The following is an 18,908-nucleotide window of genomic DNA, read 5'->3' as shown; positions in this document are numbered from 1 at the left end:
CCGTCCGGTACGTCCGAAGTTGCAGGAGTGTGTAGTGGCCAGACCAGCTGACCTGGTTCACAGCGTCATCAAGGCGTACGACGTCCGTGGTGTCGTCGGTGAACAGATCGACGAGGCGTTCGTCTCCGATGTCGGCGCTGCATTCGCGCGACTGATCCGTGAGGAAGGGGTGTCCGGGCGCGTCGTCGTCGGACACGACATGCGTGACTCGTCGCCGACGCTGTCGGCCGCATTCGCTCAGGGTGTCTGCGCACAGGGTCTCGACGTCGTCCTCATCGGTCTGGCCTCCACGGACCAGCTGTACTACGCATCGGGAATCATGGACTGCCCCGGCGCTATGTTCACGGCGAGCCACAACCCCGCGAAGTACAACGGGATCAAGCTCTGCCGCGCCGGCGCGAAGCCGGTCGGACAGGATTCCGGTCTGGCGACCATCTCCGAGGGCGTGGTGCACGGTGTGCCGTCCTACGACGGTGACATCGGATCGGTCACCGAGCAGGACGTCCTCGAGGATTACGCGACCTTCGTGCGCGAACTCGTCGACATCTCCGGAATCCGCTCACTGTCGGTGGCCGTCGATGCGGGCAACGGCATGGGCGGGCACACCGTTCCGGCGGTGTTGACACCGACGCCCGTCACGGTGCATCCCCTCTTCTTCGAGCTGGACGGCACGTTCCCCAACCACGAGGCCAATCCGCTCGAGCCGGCCAACCTCGTCGATCTACAGAAGTTCGTGCGGGAGACCGGCGCCGACATCGGACTCGCCTTCGACGGCGACGCCGACCGATGCTTCGTGGTGGACGAGCGCGGCGAGCCCGTGTCGCCGTCGGCGATCACGGCACTGGTGGCCGAGCGGGAACTCGCGAAGCACCCGGAATCGACGATCATCCACAACCTGATCACCTCACGCTCGGTCCCCGAGCTCGTCGAGCGACTCGGCGGCACCGCGGTGCGGACACGCGTCGGACATTCGTTCATCAAGGCGCTCATGGCCGAGACGGGTGCGGTCTTCGGTGGAGAGCACTCCGCTCACTACTACTTCCGCGACTTCTGGGGTGCCGACTCGGGCATGCTGGCCGCCCTCCACGTCCTCGCCGCGCTGGGTACGCAGGATCGGCCGCTGTCGGAACTGATGAGCAAGTACGAGGTGTATTCGGCGTCGGGAGAGATCAATTCGACCGTCGCGGACGCAGCGGGGCGGACTGCGGCCGTCGTCGAGGCGTTCGCCGATCGCACGGTCGCGGTGGACGAGCTCGACGGTGTGACGATCGATCTGGGAGACGCAGCGTGGTTCAGCCTGCGTTCGTCGAACACGGAACCCCTTCTGCGCCTCAATGTGGAAGCGCGCACGGACGAGGATGTCGACCGCCTGACCACGGAGATCCTGAGCATCGTCCGCGCGTGATGCGGATCGACTGTCATAGTGGTGGGACGGTTCTCGAGAGGCAGGTGAGGTGTCCATGACTGCACCGTCGGTACACGTCGATCTCGACGACGCTGATGCGGTACTGGCCGCCGATTCACTCGGCGCGCTCCATTCGGCCGCGCTGGCCGGCGCTCAGATCCGCGCCACCGCGGCAGCGGTCGCCGAGGGCGCGCTCGTCCGTCTCGACGGATTGCGGCCACGCAGTGTGGTTCTCGTGGCGGCATCCGGTCCGGCTCGTCGCGCGGCGGCCTTGATCATGACGGTCGTCGCACCCACGGCGGGCGTGCCGGTCGTGCGGGTCCCGGTGACGCCCCCGTGGGTCGGGCCTCTCGACGTGGTCGTCGTCGCGGGTGACGACGCCGGTGACCCGTCCCTGGCAGTGTCCATCGGCGCCGGTGTCCGTCGGCGCGCCGAGGTCGTCGTCGCGGCGCCCGACGAAGGACCGGTCGCCGATGCCGGCGCCGGCCGCGTGATCTCCCTGCCGCCACGGGTGCGGGTTCTCGACCGGAACACGTTTCCCCGCTACGTCGCCGTCATGGCGGCGGTCCTGGCAGCGGTCGATCCGGCGTCGTCGGTCGGTGACCTCGATGCGGTAGCCGATGCAGTCGACGCCGAGACGATGCGTCATCACGCGTCGGTCGAGGTGTTCCAGAACCCGGCCAAGGGCCTGGCGTCGCGAATGGCCGGGCGACGTGTGTTGCTGACCGGCGACGACGTCGTCGCAGCCGACGTCGCGCGGCACGGGGCAGCTGTTCTGCTCCGGGTGGCAGGTGTGGTGGCCGCAGCGTCCGAGCTCTCGGACGCGGTCGGGGTGGTCCACGATCTCGGTCGAGTCGGTGGTGACGCGCCGACGGAACGCTCCGCGGAGTACGACCCGCTCTTCCACGACGACCAGCTGGACGGGCCCCGTCCGGCCGATCCGGTCCGAATCTTCGCCGTGTCCACCGACGCCGACGACAGCTCTGTCCGACGCCGAGTCGCGGTTCTCGGCGAAGTCGACGTGGTGCGGGCCGACGACGTGGGCGCGCGCGTCGACGACGAGATGTCCGGCGATCGGCGACCGGCGGCGGCCGAACCGTCGACGCCGGTAGGAACCGTACTGCGGCGCGCACTGGTCCTCGCGGTACGTATCGAGGCGGCTGCGGCGTATCTGCAGCTCTCCGGCGGTAACTGATGGGTGGACGATCGAACGTCCCACGGATGACAGGCGGTGGTCGGTGAACCTTCTCGACGGAGCAGCACGGTCCTACGCATGGGGGTCGCGCACGGCACTCGCCGAACTCCGCGGGGTTCCGGCGCCCACACGTCATCCCGAAGCGGAGATGTGGTTCGGCGCGCACCCGGGCGATCCCGCCCAGCTGCGCACCCCGGGCGGAGCGGTGTCGCTGCTCGATGCCATCGATTCGGATCCCGGTTCGCTGCTCGGCCCGACAGTGGTGGACCGATTCGGCGATCGGCTGCCGTTCCTGGTGAAGTTCCTCGCGGCCGAGGAGCCCTTGTCCTTACAGGCCCACCCGTCGCTGGATCAGGCACGCGAGGGTTTCCGTCGGGAGAACGCGGCCGGAGTGCCGGTGGACGCGCCGACGCGCAATTACCGCGACGCCAGCCACAAGCCCGAACTGGTGGTCGCGCTCACCGAATTCGATGCGCTCGCGGGCTTCAGGACTCCGTCGAAGACCGTGGAGTTGTTCCGTCTGATCGGCGCGGACGAACTGCGGCCGTACGCCGACATGCTGGACGGGCAGCCCGATGCGAGCGGGCTCCGAACGCTGTTCACCTCGTGGATCACGTTGCCGCAGCGCGCCTTGGACACGCTGTTGCCCGCTGTCATCGACGCCTGCGTGCGGGCGCTGGAGCGAGCGGACGACACCGGCGACCGGACGTTCGTTCCCGAATTGCGGACGGTGCTGGAACTCGGTGAGTACTACCCCGGGGACGCGGGTGTCCTGGCGGCCCTGCTGCTCAACCGTGTGACGCTGCAGCCGGGGGAGGCCCTGTATCTCGATGCGGGCAACCTGCACGCCTACCTTCGCGGAACGGCCGTCGAGATCATGGCCAACTCGGACAACGTCCTGCGTGGGGGATTGACCCCCAAGCACGTCGATGTGCCGGAACTGCTGCGGGTGCTCGACTTCGAACCGCTGGCATCACCGATACTCGAGTCCGAGACCGGGGACGACGGCACAGTTCTCTACCCCACTCCCGCACCGGAATTCGCGCTGATCGCCATCGGACTCACCGCGACGACGGACGGCGGACGGCCGCGGGTACTGGGGCACGCGGGCGACCCGGCTCCGCGGATCGTGCTCTGCGTCGACGGCCGTGTCCAGATCTCCTCCGGCGATACGGTTCTGATCATGGAACGGGGGAGCGCCGTGTGGATCGCGGCCTCGGATCCCGATCCGTCGCTGTGTGCGATCAGCGATTCCGCGCGAGTGTTCGTCGCCGGCGTCGGTCGCTGATACGGGCGAACCTCGCACGACACGCGTCGATAGCGCGCATCCGGGTAGTCCTCGCGTGTCACGATGGCGCGACGAGCGTCGTCGATCGACGCGGGCGTGAGGTGAGGAGATCCGACGGTGAGTATCGACGGCAAGGACGCGCACAGTGCGCGTCGCACGGGCCTTCGCAGGACCAAGTCCATCGAGCAGTCGATGCGCGACACGGACGAGCCGGACACCAAACTCCGGAAGAGTCTGTCGTCCTGGGATCTGACGGTCTTCGGAGTCGCGGTCGCCGTCGGCGCCGGCATCTTCACGCTGACCGCGCGTACCGCGGGCAACGTCGCGGGACCGTCGGTCTCGCTCGCGTTCGTGTTCGCCGCGGTGGCCTGCGGTCTGGCTGCCCTCTGCTACGCGGAGTTCGCGTCGACGGTCCCCGTCGCCGGTAGCGCGTACACCTTCTCGTACGCGACCTTCGGGGAGTTCGTCGCCTGGATCATCGGGTGGGACCTCATCCTCGAGTTCGCCCTCGCATCGGCCGTGGTCGCCAAGGGATGGTCCCTCTACCTCGGTGAGGTGCTCGGCACCTCGTCGCCCGTGGTCTCGGTCGGCGGGATCGACGTCGACTGGGGTGCACTGCTCATCGTCATCGTGCTCACCGTCCTGTTGGCGACGGGTGTGAAGCTGTCCTCGCGGGTGTCGCTGGTCATCACCGCCGTCAAGGTCGGGGTGGTGCTGCTGATCGTCGTGGTCGGTGCCTTCTACATCAAGGCTGCGAACTACTCGCCGTACATTCCCCCGGCCGTGCCCGCGGAGAAGGAGTCGGGCCTGACCCAGTCGCTCTTCTCCGCTCTGACCGGCGCCGGCGGCAGCAACTTCGGGTGGTACGGACTGCTGGCAGCGGCAAGTCTGGTGTTCTTCGCCTTCATCGGCTTCGACGTGGTGGCCACGACGGCCGAGGAGGCCGAGAACCCGCAGAAGGCGCTGCCCCGCGGAATTCTGGGTTCACTGCTGATCGTGACCGTCCTGTACGTCGCGGTCACCCTGGTGCTCACCGGAATGGTCAACTACACCGAGTTGGCAGGTGAGAGCGCCACATTGGCCACCGCCTTCGAACTCAACGGCATCACCTGGGCGCAGAAGATCATCTCGTTCGGCGCGTTGGCCGGCCTGACAACAGTCGTCATGGTGCTCATGCTCGGCCAGTCCCGGGTGCTGTTCGCCATGTCCCGCGACGGCCTGATGCCGCGCCGCCTGGCGAAGACGGGCAAGCGCGGAACGCCGGTACGCATCACCGTCGTCGTCGGTGTCGTCGTGGGAATCCTCGCGGCCTTCTTCCCCATCGGGACGCTGGAGGAGATGGTCAACATCGGAACTCTGTTCGCGTTCGTCCTGGTGTCGATCGGCGTGGTCGTGCTCCGGCGCACTCGCCCGGATCTCGAGCGCGGTTTCCGCGTCCCGCTGGTACCCCTGGTTCCTGTTCTGGCGGTTCTCGCGTGCCTGTGGCTGATGCTCAACCTTTCGGTCGAGACGTGGCTACGGTTCGTCGTGTGGATGGTGCTCGGAATCGCGGTGTACTTCGTCTACAGCCGTCGTCACTCCGTTCTCGGAGCCCGGCAGCGCGCGGATGACAGTCGATGATCACGAAATAACTCGCCCATTACGAACCGATATCACGAACGGAGACTGCACTCCCGGCCTCGAACTTGATCTACACTCGGTTTCAGGTCGAGAGGTTTGTTTCGGTCCGCACCGATGTTCGTGTCGGTGACTGCGCCGAGCCTCCGACCCCGAAGCGTTCCGAATCCGGGTGTCGAGGAGTGTGAAGCATGTCGCGGCGGTGGCACGATCCCAAGAAGTTGCTCTGGCTACTGGGAATGCTCGCCCCTGCTTCCGCACTGCTTCCGTCCCAACTGGTGCTGCATACCGGTATCTCCGCGTTCTGGTGGAGCGGGGCGATGCTGTTCTTCGTCGCCATCCCGGTGATGGACATCATCGGTGGTGAGGACGGTGCGAACCCGCCGGAGGCGGACGTCCACGACATGCAGGGCGACCGTTTCTACCGGTGGTGCACGTTCATGTTCCTCCCGGTGCAGTACGCGGGGCTGGTCGTCGCCTGCTATCTCGTCGCCTTCGGGTCGTTGTCCGCTCTGGACAAGATCGGGTACGCCGTGAGCGTCGGCCTGGTGGCCGGCATCGGCATCAACGCAGCCCACGAACTGGGGCATCGGGTGGAGACGGGGGAGCGTCGCCTGGCCAAGATCGCGCTCGCTCAGAGTTTCTACGGACACTTCTACGTCGAGCACAACCGCGGCCATCACGCCCGCGTCGCCACCCCGGAGGATCCGGCCAGCGCGCGCCTCGGCGAGTCGCTGTACCGCTTCTTCCCTCGCAGCATCAGCGGTGCGGTGACGTCCGCCTGGGAACTCGAACGCTCGCGTCTCGCGCGCAAAGGCGTCGGGGCGTGGTCGATTCGCAACAACGTCCTGAACGCCTGGGCCCTGTCGGTCGTCCTCGTGGCCGCACTGGTCGCCGTGTTCGGTCCGACGGTGGTGCCGTTCCTGCTGCTGCAGGGACTCGTCGGCATCCTGACTCTCGAGTCGGTCAACTACGTCGAGCACTACGGGCTGCTCCGGGAGCGGACGGCACGTGGCCGCTACGAGCGATGCGCTCCCCGGCACAGCTGGAACAGCGACCGTATCGTCACCAACATCTTCCTCTACCACCTGCAACGACACAGCGACCATCACGCCAATCCCGGACGCCGTTTCCAGACGCTCCGGACGTTCGACGAGTCGCCTCAGCTCCCGGCCGGCTACGCGACGATGGTCGTGCTGGCGATGGTGCCTCCGCTGTGGCGGCGGGTCATGGATCCCCGCGTCCTCGCGCACTACGACGGTGACATCACCCGTGCGAACCTCCGTCCGCACGACCGAGCGGGTCTGGAGAGACTGCTGGCATCCGTCCCCTCCAGGGCCGACGCGGCCTGATCGCCAACCCCCGACACACGCACCGGGGACGGTGAGCCGATAGCCTGGACGGTGATCACCAGCCGACAGGAGTGGCATTACATAATGACGACATCCACAACCACCGAGGCGCCGCAGGCAGATATCCGCGGCGGCATCGAGTTCAAGGTCGCAGATCTTTCGCTGGCCGAGTACGGGCGCAAGGAGATCGGGCTCGCCGAGCACGAGATGCCCGGCCTGATGTCCCTGCGTCGTGAGTACGCCGACGTCCAACCGCTCAAGGGCGCCCGCGTGTCGGGTTCCTTGCACATGACGGTCCAGACCGCCGTGCTCATTGAGACGCTCGTCTCGCTCGGAGCGGAGGTCCGCTGGGCGTCGTGCAACATCTTCTCGACCCAGGATCACGCAGCCGCCGCGATCGTCGTCGGTCCGCACGGCACGCCCGAGGATCCGCAGGGAATCCCGGTCTTCGCCTGGAAGGGCGAGTCGCTGGCCGAGTACTGGTGGGCTGCAGAGAAGATGCTGACCTGGCCGGTGGCCGAGGACGGCACCCCCCGCCACGCCAACATGATTCTCGACGACGGTGGAGACGCCACGATGCTCGTGTTGCGCGGTGCGCAGTTCGAGAAGGCCGGCGTCGTGCCTCCCGTCGACGAGGACCATGACTCCGACGAGTACAAGGTGTTTCTCGGCCTGCTGCGTGAGTCGCTCGCGCAGGACGCCACCAAGTGGACGAGCATCGCCGACTCCGTCAAGGGTGTCACCGAGGAGACCACCACGGGCGTGCTGCGCCTGTACCAGTTCGCTGCCGCCGGAGAGCTCACGTTCCCCGCGATCAACGTCAACGACTCGGTCACCAAGAGCAAGTTCGACAACACCTACGGCACCCGCCACTCGCTGATCGACGGCATCAACCGCGGCACCGACGTCCTGATCGGTGGCAAGAAGGTTCTCATCTGCGGTTACGGCGACGTGGGCAAGGGCAGCGCCGAGTCGCTGGCCGGACAGGGCGCCCGCGTCCAGGTCACCGAGGTCGATCCGATCAACGCGCTCCAGGCGCTGATGGACGGCTACGACGTCGTCACGGTCGACGAGGCGATCGGCAACGCCGACATCGTCATCACCGCGACGGGCAACAAGGACATCATCACGCTCGAGCACATGCGGTCGATGAAGGACAAGGCCATTCTCGGCAACATCGGCCACTTCGACAACGAGATCGACATGGCCGGCCTCGAGCGGTCCGGGTCCACGCGCATCAACATCAAGCCGCAGGTCGATCAGTGGATCTTCTCCAGTGGCAAGTCGATCGTCGTGCTGTCGGAGGGTCGTCTGCTGAACCTGGGCAACGCCACCGGCCACCCGTCCTTCGTCATGAGCAACAGCTTCTCCAACCAGGTCATCGCTCAGATCGAGCTGTGGACCAAGCCGGACGAGTACGACAACGAGGTCTACCGCCTTCCCAAGCACCTCGACGAGAAGGTCGCCAAGATCCACGTCGAGGCGCTCGGTGGACAGCTGACCAAGCTGTCGAAGGAGCAGGCCGAGTACATCGGTGTGGACGTGGAAGGGCCGTACAAGCCCGAGCACTACCGCTACTGAGTCGTCTCACCGAGCAGGACAGGCGGTAACCGGGTCGATGGGTGTACTCATCGCGATCGAAGGTGTCGACGGCGCAGGCAAATTCACGCTGTCGTCGGCGCTGACGCGTACCTGGGAGGCCGCCGGGGTCGACGCCGTCCGTGTCGCGTTCCCGCGGTACGGCGAGTCCGTTCACGCCGATCTGGCTGCGGAAGCCCTGGCCGGCGAGCACGGTGACCTCGCCGCCGGGGTGAACTCGATGGCTGTCCTCTTCGCGTTGGACCGTGCCGGTGCAGCATCCGACCTCCGTCGGATGCTGCACCGGCACGACGTTGTCCTGCTCGATCGCTACGTCGCCTCGAACGCCGCCTACTCGGCAGCTCGTATGCACCAGGACGCCGACGGCGACATAGTCGAATGGGTTCGGGCGCTGGAGTTCGATCGGTTACTCCTGCCGACGCCGACCGCCCAGATACTTCTCGACGTACCTGTCGACGTGGCGGAGGAACGCGCGAAGGGGAGGGAGCAGCAGGACCCGTCCCGCGCGCGAGACGTGTACGAGCGCGACAGCGGTCTGCAGTCGAGGACCGCGGCCGTGTACGCCGGACTGGCGGCCGCGTCGTGGGTGTCACCGTGGTTCGTCGTGAACGGCGCGCAGGCCGACGGCGACACGCTCGACACCCCGAGACTCGCCGCCGACCTTCTCAATCAGACTGCTGAGTACGACGGGATGTCACGATAGTCGCCATGAAGCCACGAATTCTGGTTGTCGACGACGACACGGCTCTGGCCGAGATGCTCACCATCGTCCTTCGGGGCGAGGGATTCGAGCCGTTCGTGGTGGGTGACGGCACGCAAGCACTCGCCGCAGTCCGCGAGAACCGCCCCGATCTCGTCCTGCTCGACCTCATGCTTCCCGGCATGAACGGCATCGACGTGTGCCGGGTTCTGCGCGCGGACTCCGGCGTTCCCATCGTGATGCTGACGGCGAAGACCGACACGGTCGACGTGGTGCTCGGGCTCGAATCGGGTGCGGACGACTACATCATGAAGCCCTTCAAGCCGAAGGAGCTGGTGGCACGGGTGCGAGCCCGGCTCCGACGGACCGAGGAAGAACCGGCCGAGCTGCTGTCGATCGGCGACGTCGTGATCGACGTGCCGGCGCACAAGGTGACGCGCGACGGTGTCCTCATCTCGCTGACCCCTCTCGAGTTCGACCTGCTGGTCGCCCTCGCGCGCAAGCCCCGTCAGGTGTTCACCCGCGAGGTGCTGCTCGAACAGGTGTGGGGTTACCGCCATGCCGCCGATACCCGGCTGGTCAACGTCCACGTCCAGCGCCTGCGCGCCAAGGTGGAGACCGACCCCGAGAATCCCGAGGTAGTCCTGACGGTCCGCGGCGTCGGCTACAAGGCCGGCCCGCCGTGATCACCGCACGTTCGGGGGCGTGAGCGTCGGTGATCTTCACCTCTCGCTCCCGCCGCCGCATCAACGGAACCTTCTCGCCCCTGGTGAGATGGTCCCGGTCCGTGTGGGCGGCTGCCGGGCACGCATGGCGTCGCTCGCTCCAGCTGCGCGTCGTCGTCTCGACGCTGACGCTGTCTCTGATCGTCATCACGGTCCTCGGTGTCGTCCTGACGAGTCAGATCACCGACCGACTGCTGGACACCAAGATCGAAGCCGCCACCAAGGAACTCGACCGTGCGCGTGGGTCCGTGGAGAGTCAGCTCGCGGGTGACGACTCCACGTCGCTGTCGAACCGGCTCGAACTGGCGCGATCCGGCCTGACCAGCCGCGACACGGAGAGCGGCGCGGACAGCAGTTCCGCCGGCACGTTCGATCCCGTTCTGATCGTGCCCGGTGACGGGGCCCGCGGGGAGTCGTCGACCGGACCCGCGGATCAGATCCCGCTGACCCTGCGCTCCTTCGTGCAGGCAGGGCAGGTGAGCTACCAGTACGCGACGGTGTCCGAGCCGGACGGCTACTCCGGACCCGCGCTGATCGTGGGCAGCCCGACCGCATCGGACCTGTCCACCCTGGAGCTGTATCTGGTGTTCCCGCTCGCCGGCGAGGACCGCAGTCTCGCGTTGGTCCGCGGCACACTGCTGCTCGGCGGCGCCGCGTTGATGGTGTTGCTCGCCGCGATCTCGATGCTGGTGGCACGCCAGGTGGTGGTGCCCATCAGATCGGCGTCCCGCATCGCCGTCCGGTTCGCGGACGGGCGGCTGAAGGAACGGATGCCCGTGCGCGGCGAGGACGACATCGCTCGCCTCGCCATGTCCTTCAACGAGATGGCCGAGAGCCTGTCCAAACAGATCACGCAGCTCGAGGAGTTCGGAAACCTGCAGCGACAGTTCACCTCCGACGTCTCGCACGAACTCCGCACTCCGTTGACGACGGTCCGGATGGCGGCCGAGCTGATCCACGATGCGAGCGAGAGTCTGGACCCGTTGCTCAAACGGTCGTCCGAACTCCTCGTGGCCGAGCTCGACCGATTCGAGACGCTCCTCAACGACCTGCTCGAGATCTCCCGTCACGACGCCGGCGTCGCGGAACTCGCGTCGGAACTGTTGGACGTGCGCATGTGTGCGCGTGCCGCGGTGTCGACCGTCCGCCACCTGGCCAAGGACACCGGCACGGAAGTCATCATCGACATGCCGGACACCGCCGTCATGGCCGAGGTCGACCCACGCCGCGTCGAGCGCGTCCTCCGTAACCTGCTGGCCAACGCGCTGGACCACGGCGAGGGCAAGCCGGTGCTACTGCGGCTGCGGGCCGACGACGACGCGGTGGCGTTCGTCGTCCGCGACCAGGGCGTCGGATTACGGCCGGGCGAGGAGAAGCTGGTCTTCAACCGTTTCTGGCGGTCCGACCCCTCGCGCGTGCGGCGGTCCGGCGGCACCGGCCTGGGACTGGCGATCAGCCTCGAGGACGCCCGATTGCACGACGGCAAGCTCGAAGCGTGGGGAGAACCCGGCCGAGGAGCGTACTTCCGCTTCACCATTCCTCGGGTCCGCGGACGCAAGGTGGTGTCCAGCCCACTTCCGCTGCGACCCACGACCAAGCGCTACGCCCAGGGGCAGCCCATTCCCGCCGCGCGGCCCACGGGCGTGGGAGCCTCCGCCGGGGAGCGGACGACATGAGGGCGTCTCGTGCACCCGCCGCGGCCCTCGTCCTGGCGGCCGTGATGGCACTCCTGGTGTCGGGTTGCGCCTCGCTCCCGGCGTCGTCGGCGCCTCAGGCCATCGGCACCGTGGCACGGGGTCCCGTCGCCGACGAGTTGCCGGTTCCCGCGACCGGTCGCGAACCCAATCTGTTGGTCCGGGACTTCGTCAAGGCCAGCACCGATCCGGCGGACGATCATGCAGGAGCGCGACAGTTCCTCACCACCGATGCTGCGTCGGAGTGGAACGACGGTGCGAGCGCGATCGTCGTCGACAAGGTCGACGTGCTGGAGGATTCCCGGTCGAGCGACGCGGCCCAGTACACGATCCGCGCCAACCGGGTGGGTCAGCTGGATCAGGGCGGTCAGTACCGCGCGGAACAGGGATCCTTCGAGACGCAGGTGACGCTGGCCCGTGTCGACGGCGAGTGGAGGATCGACGACCTGCCGTCGGGCGTGGTCATGGACCGCACCCAGTTCCTCAACTCCTACCAGCGCAAGTCCCTGTACTTCGTCGATCCCACGGGAACGTCGCTGGTGCCGGACCAGCGGTGGGTCAACACCACGCAGGACCGCATGACGGAGACTCTGACCGCACTGCTGCAGGCGGGACCGCGACTCTCGCTCGAACCGGCCGTGCGCAACGTGCTGAACGGCGTCACCACTGCGGGCGCCATCACCAAGGCCGACGGCCGGACCAGTGCCGTCGGTATCGGCCTCGGCGGCGTCCGTATCGACTTCCGCGGGGCAGGTGCGCTGGACCGCGCCACCCGCGAACTCCTGGCGGCACAGATGATCTGGACCCTCGCCGAAGCCGAAGTGTCCGGGCCCTACGTCCTTCTCGTCGACGGAGCGCCACTCGACCCCGCCTACCCCGACGGGTGGACCACGGCGGAGGTGTCCGACTTCGATCCGCTCGCGGTGGCGGGAGCCGACGTGGGACTGCACGCCTTGCGCAACGGGGGGCTGGTCCGCATCGGAACGGACGGCGTGACACCGGTTCCCGGATACTTCGGCACCGTCAACAACATGCGGTCCATCGCTCTGTCCAGCGACGGGACACTGGTCGCCGCGGTATCCGACACGGGCCGCGCGGCTCCCCAACCTCCCGATGCACTGCTGATCGGCTCCTACGGCGGAAACGCGTTCCCGGTGGCCGAGGGCGGATCCATCACGCGACCCACCTGGGGTCCGGACAAGGACGCCGTATGGGCGGTCGTGGACGGAGCCGTCGTCAAGCGAGCGGTACGCGATCCGGCCACGGGACAGGTGTCGGTGGTGGACGTCGATTCCACCGAGATCGCGGAGATCGGCGGTCAGATCACCGAGCTGCGACTCTCGCGGGACGGTGTCCGGGCCGCGATGATCGTCGACGGGGCGGTCTACGTGGCGGTGGTCGTCCGCCGTGCGGACGGCAGCTACTCGCTGCGCGAACCCGAGGCGGTGGCCAGCGGACTCGCCAGTGCTGCACTGTCTCTCGACTGGAGCACCGGTGACACCGTCGTGGTGGCCCGCGCCGCGACGGACATCCCCATCGTCCAGGTCGCGGTCGACGGGTCGCGCCTCGACGGGCTCCCCAGCCGCAATCTCACGGCACCGGTGGTCGCGGTCGACGCGTCGGCATCGAGCACGTTCGTGGCCGACTCCCGCGCGGTGTTCCAGATCGACGACAGCGACCCCGCGAGCGATCGGTACTGGCGCGAGGTTCCCGGTCTGACCGGGACGAAGTCGGTGCCCGTCCTGCCCGGCTGAGCATCCGGCCACGGCGGTGATGTCGTACCCCCGGAGCACTGTGAGCCTCGTGCTGACGTCGCTGCTCGATCTGGTCCTGCCACGCGAATGCGGGGGATGCGGCCGTCCCGACACCTGGTGGTGCGCCGCCTGTCGTGCGGCGACGGCGCATCCGCCCGTGCGCGTGCACCCTCGCGTCGACCCGGGCGTGCCGTGCTGGGCTCTCGGTCCGTATTCCGGTGTCCGTCGGCACGCCGTCGTCGCGGTCAAGGAGAAGGGCGCTCGGGCGCTGGTGGAGCCGCTCGGTACTGCTCTCGCCGGGGCGACGCGGTGGCTCCGCTCGGAGGGTGAGATCGACCCGCACGAACTGAGCCCGCTGACGTTGGTGCCGGCGCCGTCACGACGCCGTGCCGCGCGTCTGCGCGGAGGTGACCCCGTGACACGGTTCTGCCGTGCCGCTGCCGCGGTGTTGGTTCCCGAGGTGGTGACGGTGGCACCGATCCTGCGTGTCGACGGGCGGGTCCGGGATTCCGTCGGTCTGTCCGCACGGGAGCGCGCCGAGAACCTGGGTGGCCGCATCGGCGCGTGGAGGTCACTGCCGGGCGACCCGGCGCGAACCGGGGTCGTTCTCGTCGACGACGTGCTGACTACCGGTACCACCGCCGCGGAATCGGTCGCCGCGCTGAGGCGGGTCGGCGCCCGGGTCGACGCGGTGCTCGTCGTCGCCGCCGTCGGGTGATCGACCGCCGCGGACGACGAGTCTGAAAAGGTGCCGTGAATATCGTATGAACGGTGGCAGAGCAATGGGGGAGCGACTACGGTCAGGTCCACGTTCGATGCAGCGATCCGAGAGCACGAGATGCGGGTTGGGAGGTGATGCCTCACCACTCGGCGCCGGGCGGTCCACGCTCCGGTGTCACCGTTCTTCCGCTGCGCGCGAAGACAATTCGGCGCAGCCTCTTATCGGGAGGTACGTATGACGACCACGTCACCAGCGACGACTGCACACACCAGCACGCATCGGGTGCACGCCCACCCACGAGAAGCGCACGGCAACGTCCCGGACCAGAATGCCGCCGACCGCACCGACACCACCGACACCTCTTCGGATTCCGTCTACTTCGACGATGCGCCGACGATCGACACGACCGACAGCAGCGCCGGCGACGAGCCCACGGCCGAAGTCGTCGTCAAGGGCCGCAACGTCGAGATCCCCGAACACTTCCGCCTCTACGTCTCCCAGAAGCTGGCTCGTCTCGAGCGCTTCGATCCCACCATCCACCTGTTCGACGTCGAGCTGTTCCACGAACGCAACCGTCGACAGTCCAAGAGTTGCCAGCGAGTCGAGATCACCGCGCGCGGTAAGGGTCCCGTCGTCCGCGCCGAGGCCTGCGCGGACAGCTTCTACGCGGCGCTCGAGTCCGCCACGACCAAGCTCGAGAGTCGCCTCCGACGTACCAAGGACCGCCGCAAGGTGCACTACGGCGAGAAGCGTCCGGTATCCGTCGCCGAGGCCACCGCAGCGTTGATCGAGGAAGCCGACACGGCGCCCGTCGACTCCGCACCCGTCGCCGACGAGCCCGCAGTGGAGGGTCCCGGCACGGTCGTGCGCATCAAGGAGCACTCGGCGGTACCGATGACCGTCGACGACGCGCTCTACGAGATGGAACTGGTCGGTCACGACTTCTTCCTCTTCCACGACAAGGAATCGGATCTGCCGTCGGTGGTCTACCGCCGCCATGCATTCGATTACGGGCTGCTCCGTCTGACCTGACGCCGCGCAGGTTCGTCCGCGTCGCATCGGGCGCTCGCTTCGTGCGGGCGCCCGATGTGTTGCGCGCGAGGACTCGTACCCATACCTCACAGCACATTGTCAGGAGCGCCGCCTACGATGGTTGCGCTGGGGACTGCGAGGCCCCCCGCGTCGAGACGCATCGTCCGAGTTCCGGCGATGCGGATCCACTGCCCCACGTACCCGATATTGAGGACGAATAGCCCGTGCCGACGTTGTCGTTGTCCAAGTTGCTCCGTGTCGGTGAAGGTCGCATGGTCAAGCGGCTGAAGCACATCGCCGACCACGTCTCGTCCCTGTCGCCGGACGTGGAGAGCCTGTCCGATGCCGAGCTCCGCGCCAAGACCGACGAATTCAAGAAGCGCCACGCAGACGGGGAGACCCTCGACGAGTTGCTGCCCGAGGCATTCGCGGTAGCCCGCGAGGCGTCGAAGCGCGTGCTGTCGCAGCGTCACTTCGACGTCCAGGTCATGGGCGGCGCCGCCCTCCACTTCGGCAACGTGGCGGAGATGAAGACCGGTGAGGGCAAGACCCTGACCTGCGTCCTTCCCGCCTACCTCAATGCACTCTCCGGCGACGGCGTGCACGTGGTCACGGTCAACGACTACCTGGCCAAGCGTGACTCCGAGTGGATGGGTCGTGTCCACCGCTTCCTCGGTCTGAGCGTCGACGTCATCCTGTCCGGGATGTCGCCCGCCGAGCGCCGGGCCGCCTACGCCGCCGACATCACCTACGGCACCAACAACGAGTTCGGGTTCGACTACCTGCGCGACAACATGACGCACTCGTTGGACGACCTGGTCCAGCGTGGACACAACTTCGCCGTCGTCGACGAGGTCGACTCGATCCTCATCGACGAGGCCAGGACGCCGCTGATCATCTCCGGCCCCTCCGACGCATCGTCGAAGTGGTACCCGGAATTCGCGCGCATCGCCCCGATGATGAAGAAGGACCTCCACTACGAGGTCGACATCAAGAAGCGCACCGTGGGTGTGCACGAGGCGGGCGTCGAGTTCGTCGAGGACCAGCTGGGCATCGACAACCTGTACGAGGCCGCCAACTCGCCGCTGGTGAGCTACCTGAACAACGCCATCAAGGCCAAGGAGCTCTACCAGCGCGACAAGGACTACATCGTCCGCGACGGCGACGTCATCATCGTCGACGAGTTCACCGGTCGCATCCTGGTCGGACGCCGCTACAACGAGGGCATGCACCAGGCGATCGAGGCCAAGGAGAAGGTGGAGATCAAGGCCGAGAACCAGACTCTCGCCACGATCACCCTGCAGAACTACTTCCGCCTCTACGACAAGCTCTCGGGTATGACCGGCACCGCCGAGACCGAGGCAGCGGAGCTGCACCAGACCTACTCGCTCGGCGTCATCCCCATCCCCACCAACCGTCCGATGGTGCGTGTGGACAACGGCGACCTCATCTACAAGAGCGAGGAAGCCAAGTTCAGCGCCGTCGTCGACGACGTCGTGGAGCGGCACGAGAAGGGCCAGCCGGTTCTGATCGGTACCACCAGCGTCGAGCGCTCGGAGTACCTGTCCAAGCAGTTCACCAAGCGCGGCGTCGCCCACAACGTGTTGAACGCCAAGTTCCACGAGCAGGAAGCGACGATCATCGCCGAGGCCGGCCGCTCCGGTGCCGTCACGGTGGCGACCAACATGGCAGGCCGTGGTACCGACGTCGTGCTCGGCGGTAACCCGGACATCATCGCCGACCTCGCTCTCCGTGGGCAGGGTCTGGATCCGGTCGAGACGGCCGAGCAGTACGAGGCCGCGTGGGAGCCGACGCTCGAGCAGGTCAAGTCGCAGGTCAAGGAAGACGCCGACAAGGTCCGCGACGCCGGCGGTCTCTACGTGCTCGGAACCGAGCGCCACGACTCCCGCCGCATCGACAATCAGCTGCGCGGCCGCTCGGGACGCCAGGGCGACCCCGGTGAGAGCCGGTTCTACCTCTCGCTCGGTGACGAGTTGATGCGCCGATTCAACGGCGCTGCCCTCGAATCGATCATGACCCGTCTCAACCTTCCGGACGACGTGCCGATCGAGGCGAAGATGGTCTCGAAGGCCATCAAGAGCGCTCAGACCCAGGTCGAGCAGCAGAACTTCGAGATCCGCAAGAACGTCCTCAAGTACGACGAGGTGATGAACCAGCAGCGCACCGTCATCTACGAGGAGCGTCGTCGGATCCTGCGCGGTGAGGACATGGAGGGCCAGGTCGAGCAGATGATCACCGACGTGGTCACCGCGTACGTCGACGGCGCCACGTCCGAGGGCTACGTCGAGGACTGGGATCTGGACCAACTGTGGACCGCCTTGAAGACTCTCTACCCGGTCGGTATCGAGCACACCGATCTCACGACGGAGAACGAGTACGGCGAGAAGGGCGACCTCTCTCGCGACGATCTGCGCGAGGCCGTCCTCGAGGATGCTCGCGCGTCGTACGCCCGGCGTGAGACGGAGATCGAGAAGATCGCCGGTGAGGGCGGCATGCGTGAACTCGAGCGTCGGGTGCTGCTGTCCGTCCTCGACCGGAAGTGGCGTGAGCACCTCTACGAGATGGACTACCTCAAGGAGGGCATCGGCCTGCGTGCCATGGCGCAGCGTGACCCGCTGGTGGAGTACCAGCGTGAGGGCTACGACATGTTCACCGGGATGCTCGAGGGCCTGAAGGAGGAATCCGTCGGGTTCCTGTTCAACCTCCAGGTCGAAGCCGCTGCGCCGAGTCCCGCCGCCGCTGCCGGTCTCCAGGTCGGTGCAGGGCTGCAGTCACCGGTCTCCGCAGGTGCTTCTCGTCCGGCCGCTGCTCCTGCGGCGCAGACGGCCGCGCCCGCGGCTCCCCGAGAGACCCCGGCGCCCGAACTGCGGAAGGCAGCACCCGCAGCGCTGCGCGCGAAGGGACTCGACGACGACGAGACCGGCAGGCTGACGTTCTCCGGTCCCGACGAGAGCGGCGGCACCTCGGTTCGCCGAGCAGGGTCGGCCTCCGGGTCCGATCGGTCGAACGATGCCGGATCCGCCACGCGCCGCGAGCGTCGCGAGGCGGCACGGACCAGCGCCAAGCCGGTCAAGCGGGCAGCGAAGCCCAAGCGCCGCAAGTGATGTCAGGACAGCCGTAAGGCTGTCAGCGTCCAGGCGGGTGTCGCCGCGGACCGCCGAGCAGTGAGCCGTCCCGCGACGGCGAACACTCGGTTGCCGCGGGTGTAGGTGCCGAACATCTCGACGTCGTCGGTGTCGTCGCCCACCGGTCGTACATGCACTGTCCGCACCACGGCGGCACCCAGTGATCGCCCGGGTACGGCCGCGGTGGACAGGGCTCTCACCAGCCCGACGACCGAGGGAGCCAGGACGGCGCGAAGCGATGCCGCCTGGCGCCGGCCGTCGATCACCTCGAGGGCCAGCCGCAACGTCCGGTCCGCGACGTGGCGTGCGGCGGCGCCCGTGCGCGGCGCACCGGGTGCTGTCGTGCGTGCCGCGTTCGAGCGCCCCGAGTGGGGGCCGGTCCGCGGCGCCGACACGGTGGACCCGGACCGTCGAACGGCTCCGTCTCCGCCTGTCGGTGCGGTGGCACGCGTCCCCGCGCACCTGTGTTCGTACCCACCGACGGCGGGTGGTTCCGATCGGGGGAGTCGCCGAACGTGGACGGAATCGGAGGGCATGGGTGATCCTTCCCGGAGCGTGCGGAGTGAGCGTCCGGTGGGAGTTTCACACGGAGAGAATGCGAGTCGGTCCTATGCCGGCAACACGGTGACGGCTCACAGCGACCGTTCCTGCACGGAGGGGAATGTCCGGCTGTCGGCCGG

The 18,908-nt window shown here is 67.4% G+C and carries 14 protein-coding genes; 13 read left to right on the top strand and 1 reads right to left on the bottom strand.

The window, feature by feature from the left end; translation table 11 throughout:
• Positions 1-34: 34 nt before the first annotated feature.
• The 13 genes from ASG64_RS00850 (at position 35) to secA (ending at position 18,207) form a co-directional block, all read left to right on the top strand.
• On the top strand, positions 35-1,405 hold the full coding sequence (locus tag ASG64_RS00850; protein ID WP_042573223.1) for a phosphomannomutase/phosphoglucomutase: 1,371 nt from the start codon (positions 35-37) through the stop codon (positions 1,403-1,405).
• Positions 1,406-1,460: 55 nt separating this feature from the next.
• A complete protein-coding gene (locus ASG64_RS00845; protein WP_056069179.1) occupies positions 1,461-2,600 on the top strand; it encodes a hypothetical protein in 1,140 nt (379 codons plus the stop codon).
• Positions 2,601-2,643: 43 nt separating this feature from the next.
• Positions 2,644-3,888, top strand: coding sequence for a mannose-6-phosphate isomerase, class I (gene manA / locus ASG64_RS00840; RefSeq protein ID WP_056069176.1), 1,245 nt, complete (start codon positions 2,644-2,646; stop codon positions 3,886-3,888).
• A 192-nt stretch (positions 3,889-4,080) separates the two neighbouring features.
• Entirely contained in the window at positions 4,081-5,508 is a 1,428-nt protein-coding gene (locus tag ASG64_RS00835; RefSeq protein ID WP_156388310.1) for an amino acid permease, read from the top strand.
• Positions 5,509-5,696: 188 nt separating this feature from the next.
• On the top strand, positions 5,697-6,857 hold the full coding sequence (locus ASG64_RS00830) for an alkane 1-monooxygenase (RefSeq protein WP_056069171.1): 1,161 nt from the start codon (positions 5,697-5,699) through the stop codon (positions 6,855-6,857).
• An 84-nt stretch (positions 6,858-6,941) separates the two neighbouring features.
• Complete coding sequence (gene ahcY, locus ASG64_RS00825) at positions 6,942-8,438, top strand: adenosylhomocysteinase (protein WP_042573227.1); 1,497 nt, start codon at positions 6,942-6,944, stop codon at positions 8,436-8,438.
• A gap of 37 nt (positions 8,439-8,475) precedes the next feature.
• Complete coding sequence (locus ASG64_RS00820) at positions 8,476-9,159, top strand: dTMP kinase (protein ID WP_056069169.1); 684 nt, start codon at positions 8,476-8,478, stop codon at positions 9,157-9,159.
• A gap of 5 nt (positions 9,160-9,164) precedes the next feature.
• Positions 9,165-9,842 (top strand): MtrAB system response regulator MtrA, encoded by a 678-nt coding sequence (mtrA, locus tag ASG64_RS00815; RefSeq protein ID WP_042573229.1) that lies wholly within the window; start codon positions 9,165-9,167, stop codon positions 9,840-9,842.
• A 29-nt stretch (positions 9,843-9,871) separates the two neighbouring features.
• The gene (gene mtrB, locus ASG64_RS00810) at positions 9,872-11,557 is read left to right on the top strand and encodes an MtrAB system histidine kinase MtrB (protein ID WP_056069166.1); all 1,686 of its coding nucleotides are present in this window, start codon (positions 9,872-9,874) and stop codon (positions 11,555-11,557) included.
• Positions 11,554-13,329, top strand: coding sequence for an MtrAB system accessory lipoprotein LpqB (lpqB, locus tag ASG64_RS00805; RefSeq protein ID WP_056069164.1), 1,776 nt, complete (start codon positions 11,554-11,556; stop codon positions 13,327-13,329). Before mtrB ends, lpqB begins: the two co-directional genes overlap by 4 nt.
• Positions 13,330-13,348: 19 nt before the next feature.
• Positions 13,349-14,047, top strand: a complete 699-nt coding sequence (locus tag ASG64_RS00800) for a ComF family protein (protein WP_056069160.1) — start codon at positions 13,349-13,351, stop codon at positions 14,045-14,047.
• A 237-nt stretch (positions 14,048-14,284) separates the two neighbouring features.
• Positions 14,285-15,082: a ribosome hibernation-promoting factor, HPF/YfiA family gene (hpf, locus tag ASG64_RS00795; protein ID WP_082517939.1), complete on the top strand. Its 798-nt coding sequence runs from the start codon at positions 14,285-14,287 to the stop codon at positions 15,080-15,082.
• Between the two features lie 224 nt (positions 15,083-15,306).
• Entirely contained in the window at positions 15,307-18,207 is a 2,901-nt protein-coding gene (gene secA / locus ASG64_RS00790) for a preprotein translocase subunit SecA (protein ID WP_042573233.1), read from the top strand.
• A gap of 2 nt (positions 18,208-18,209) precedes the next feature.
• Here the strand turns inward: secA and ASG64_RS00785 are convergent, their stop codons facing one another.
• Positions 18,210-18,764, bottom strand: coding sequence for an Rv3235 family protein (locus tag ASG64_RS00785; protein WP_156388222.1), 555 nt, complete (start codon positions 18,762-18,764; stop codon positions 18,210-18,212).
• Between the last annotated feature and the right edge of the window lie 144 nt (positions 18,765-18,908).

This window comes from Rhodococcus sp. Leaf247 (genome assembly GCF_001426185.1).
GTDB lineage: Bacteria > Actinomycetota > Actinomycetes > Mycobacteriales > Mycobacteriaceae > Rhodococcoides.
Note: the sequence above shows the minus strand (reverse complement) of the source record. Positions and strands in the feature narration are given on the sequence as shown.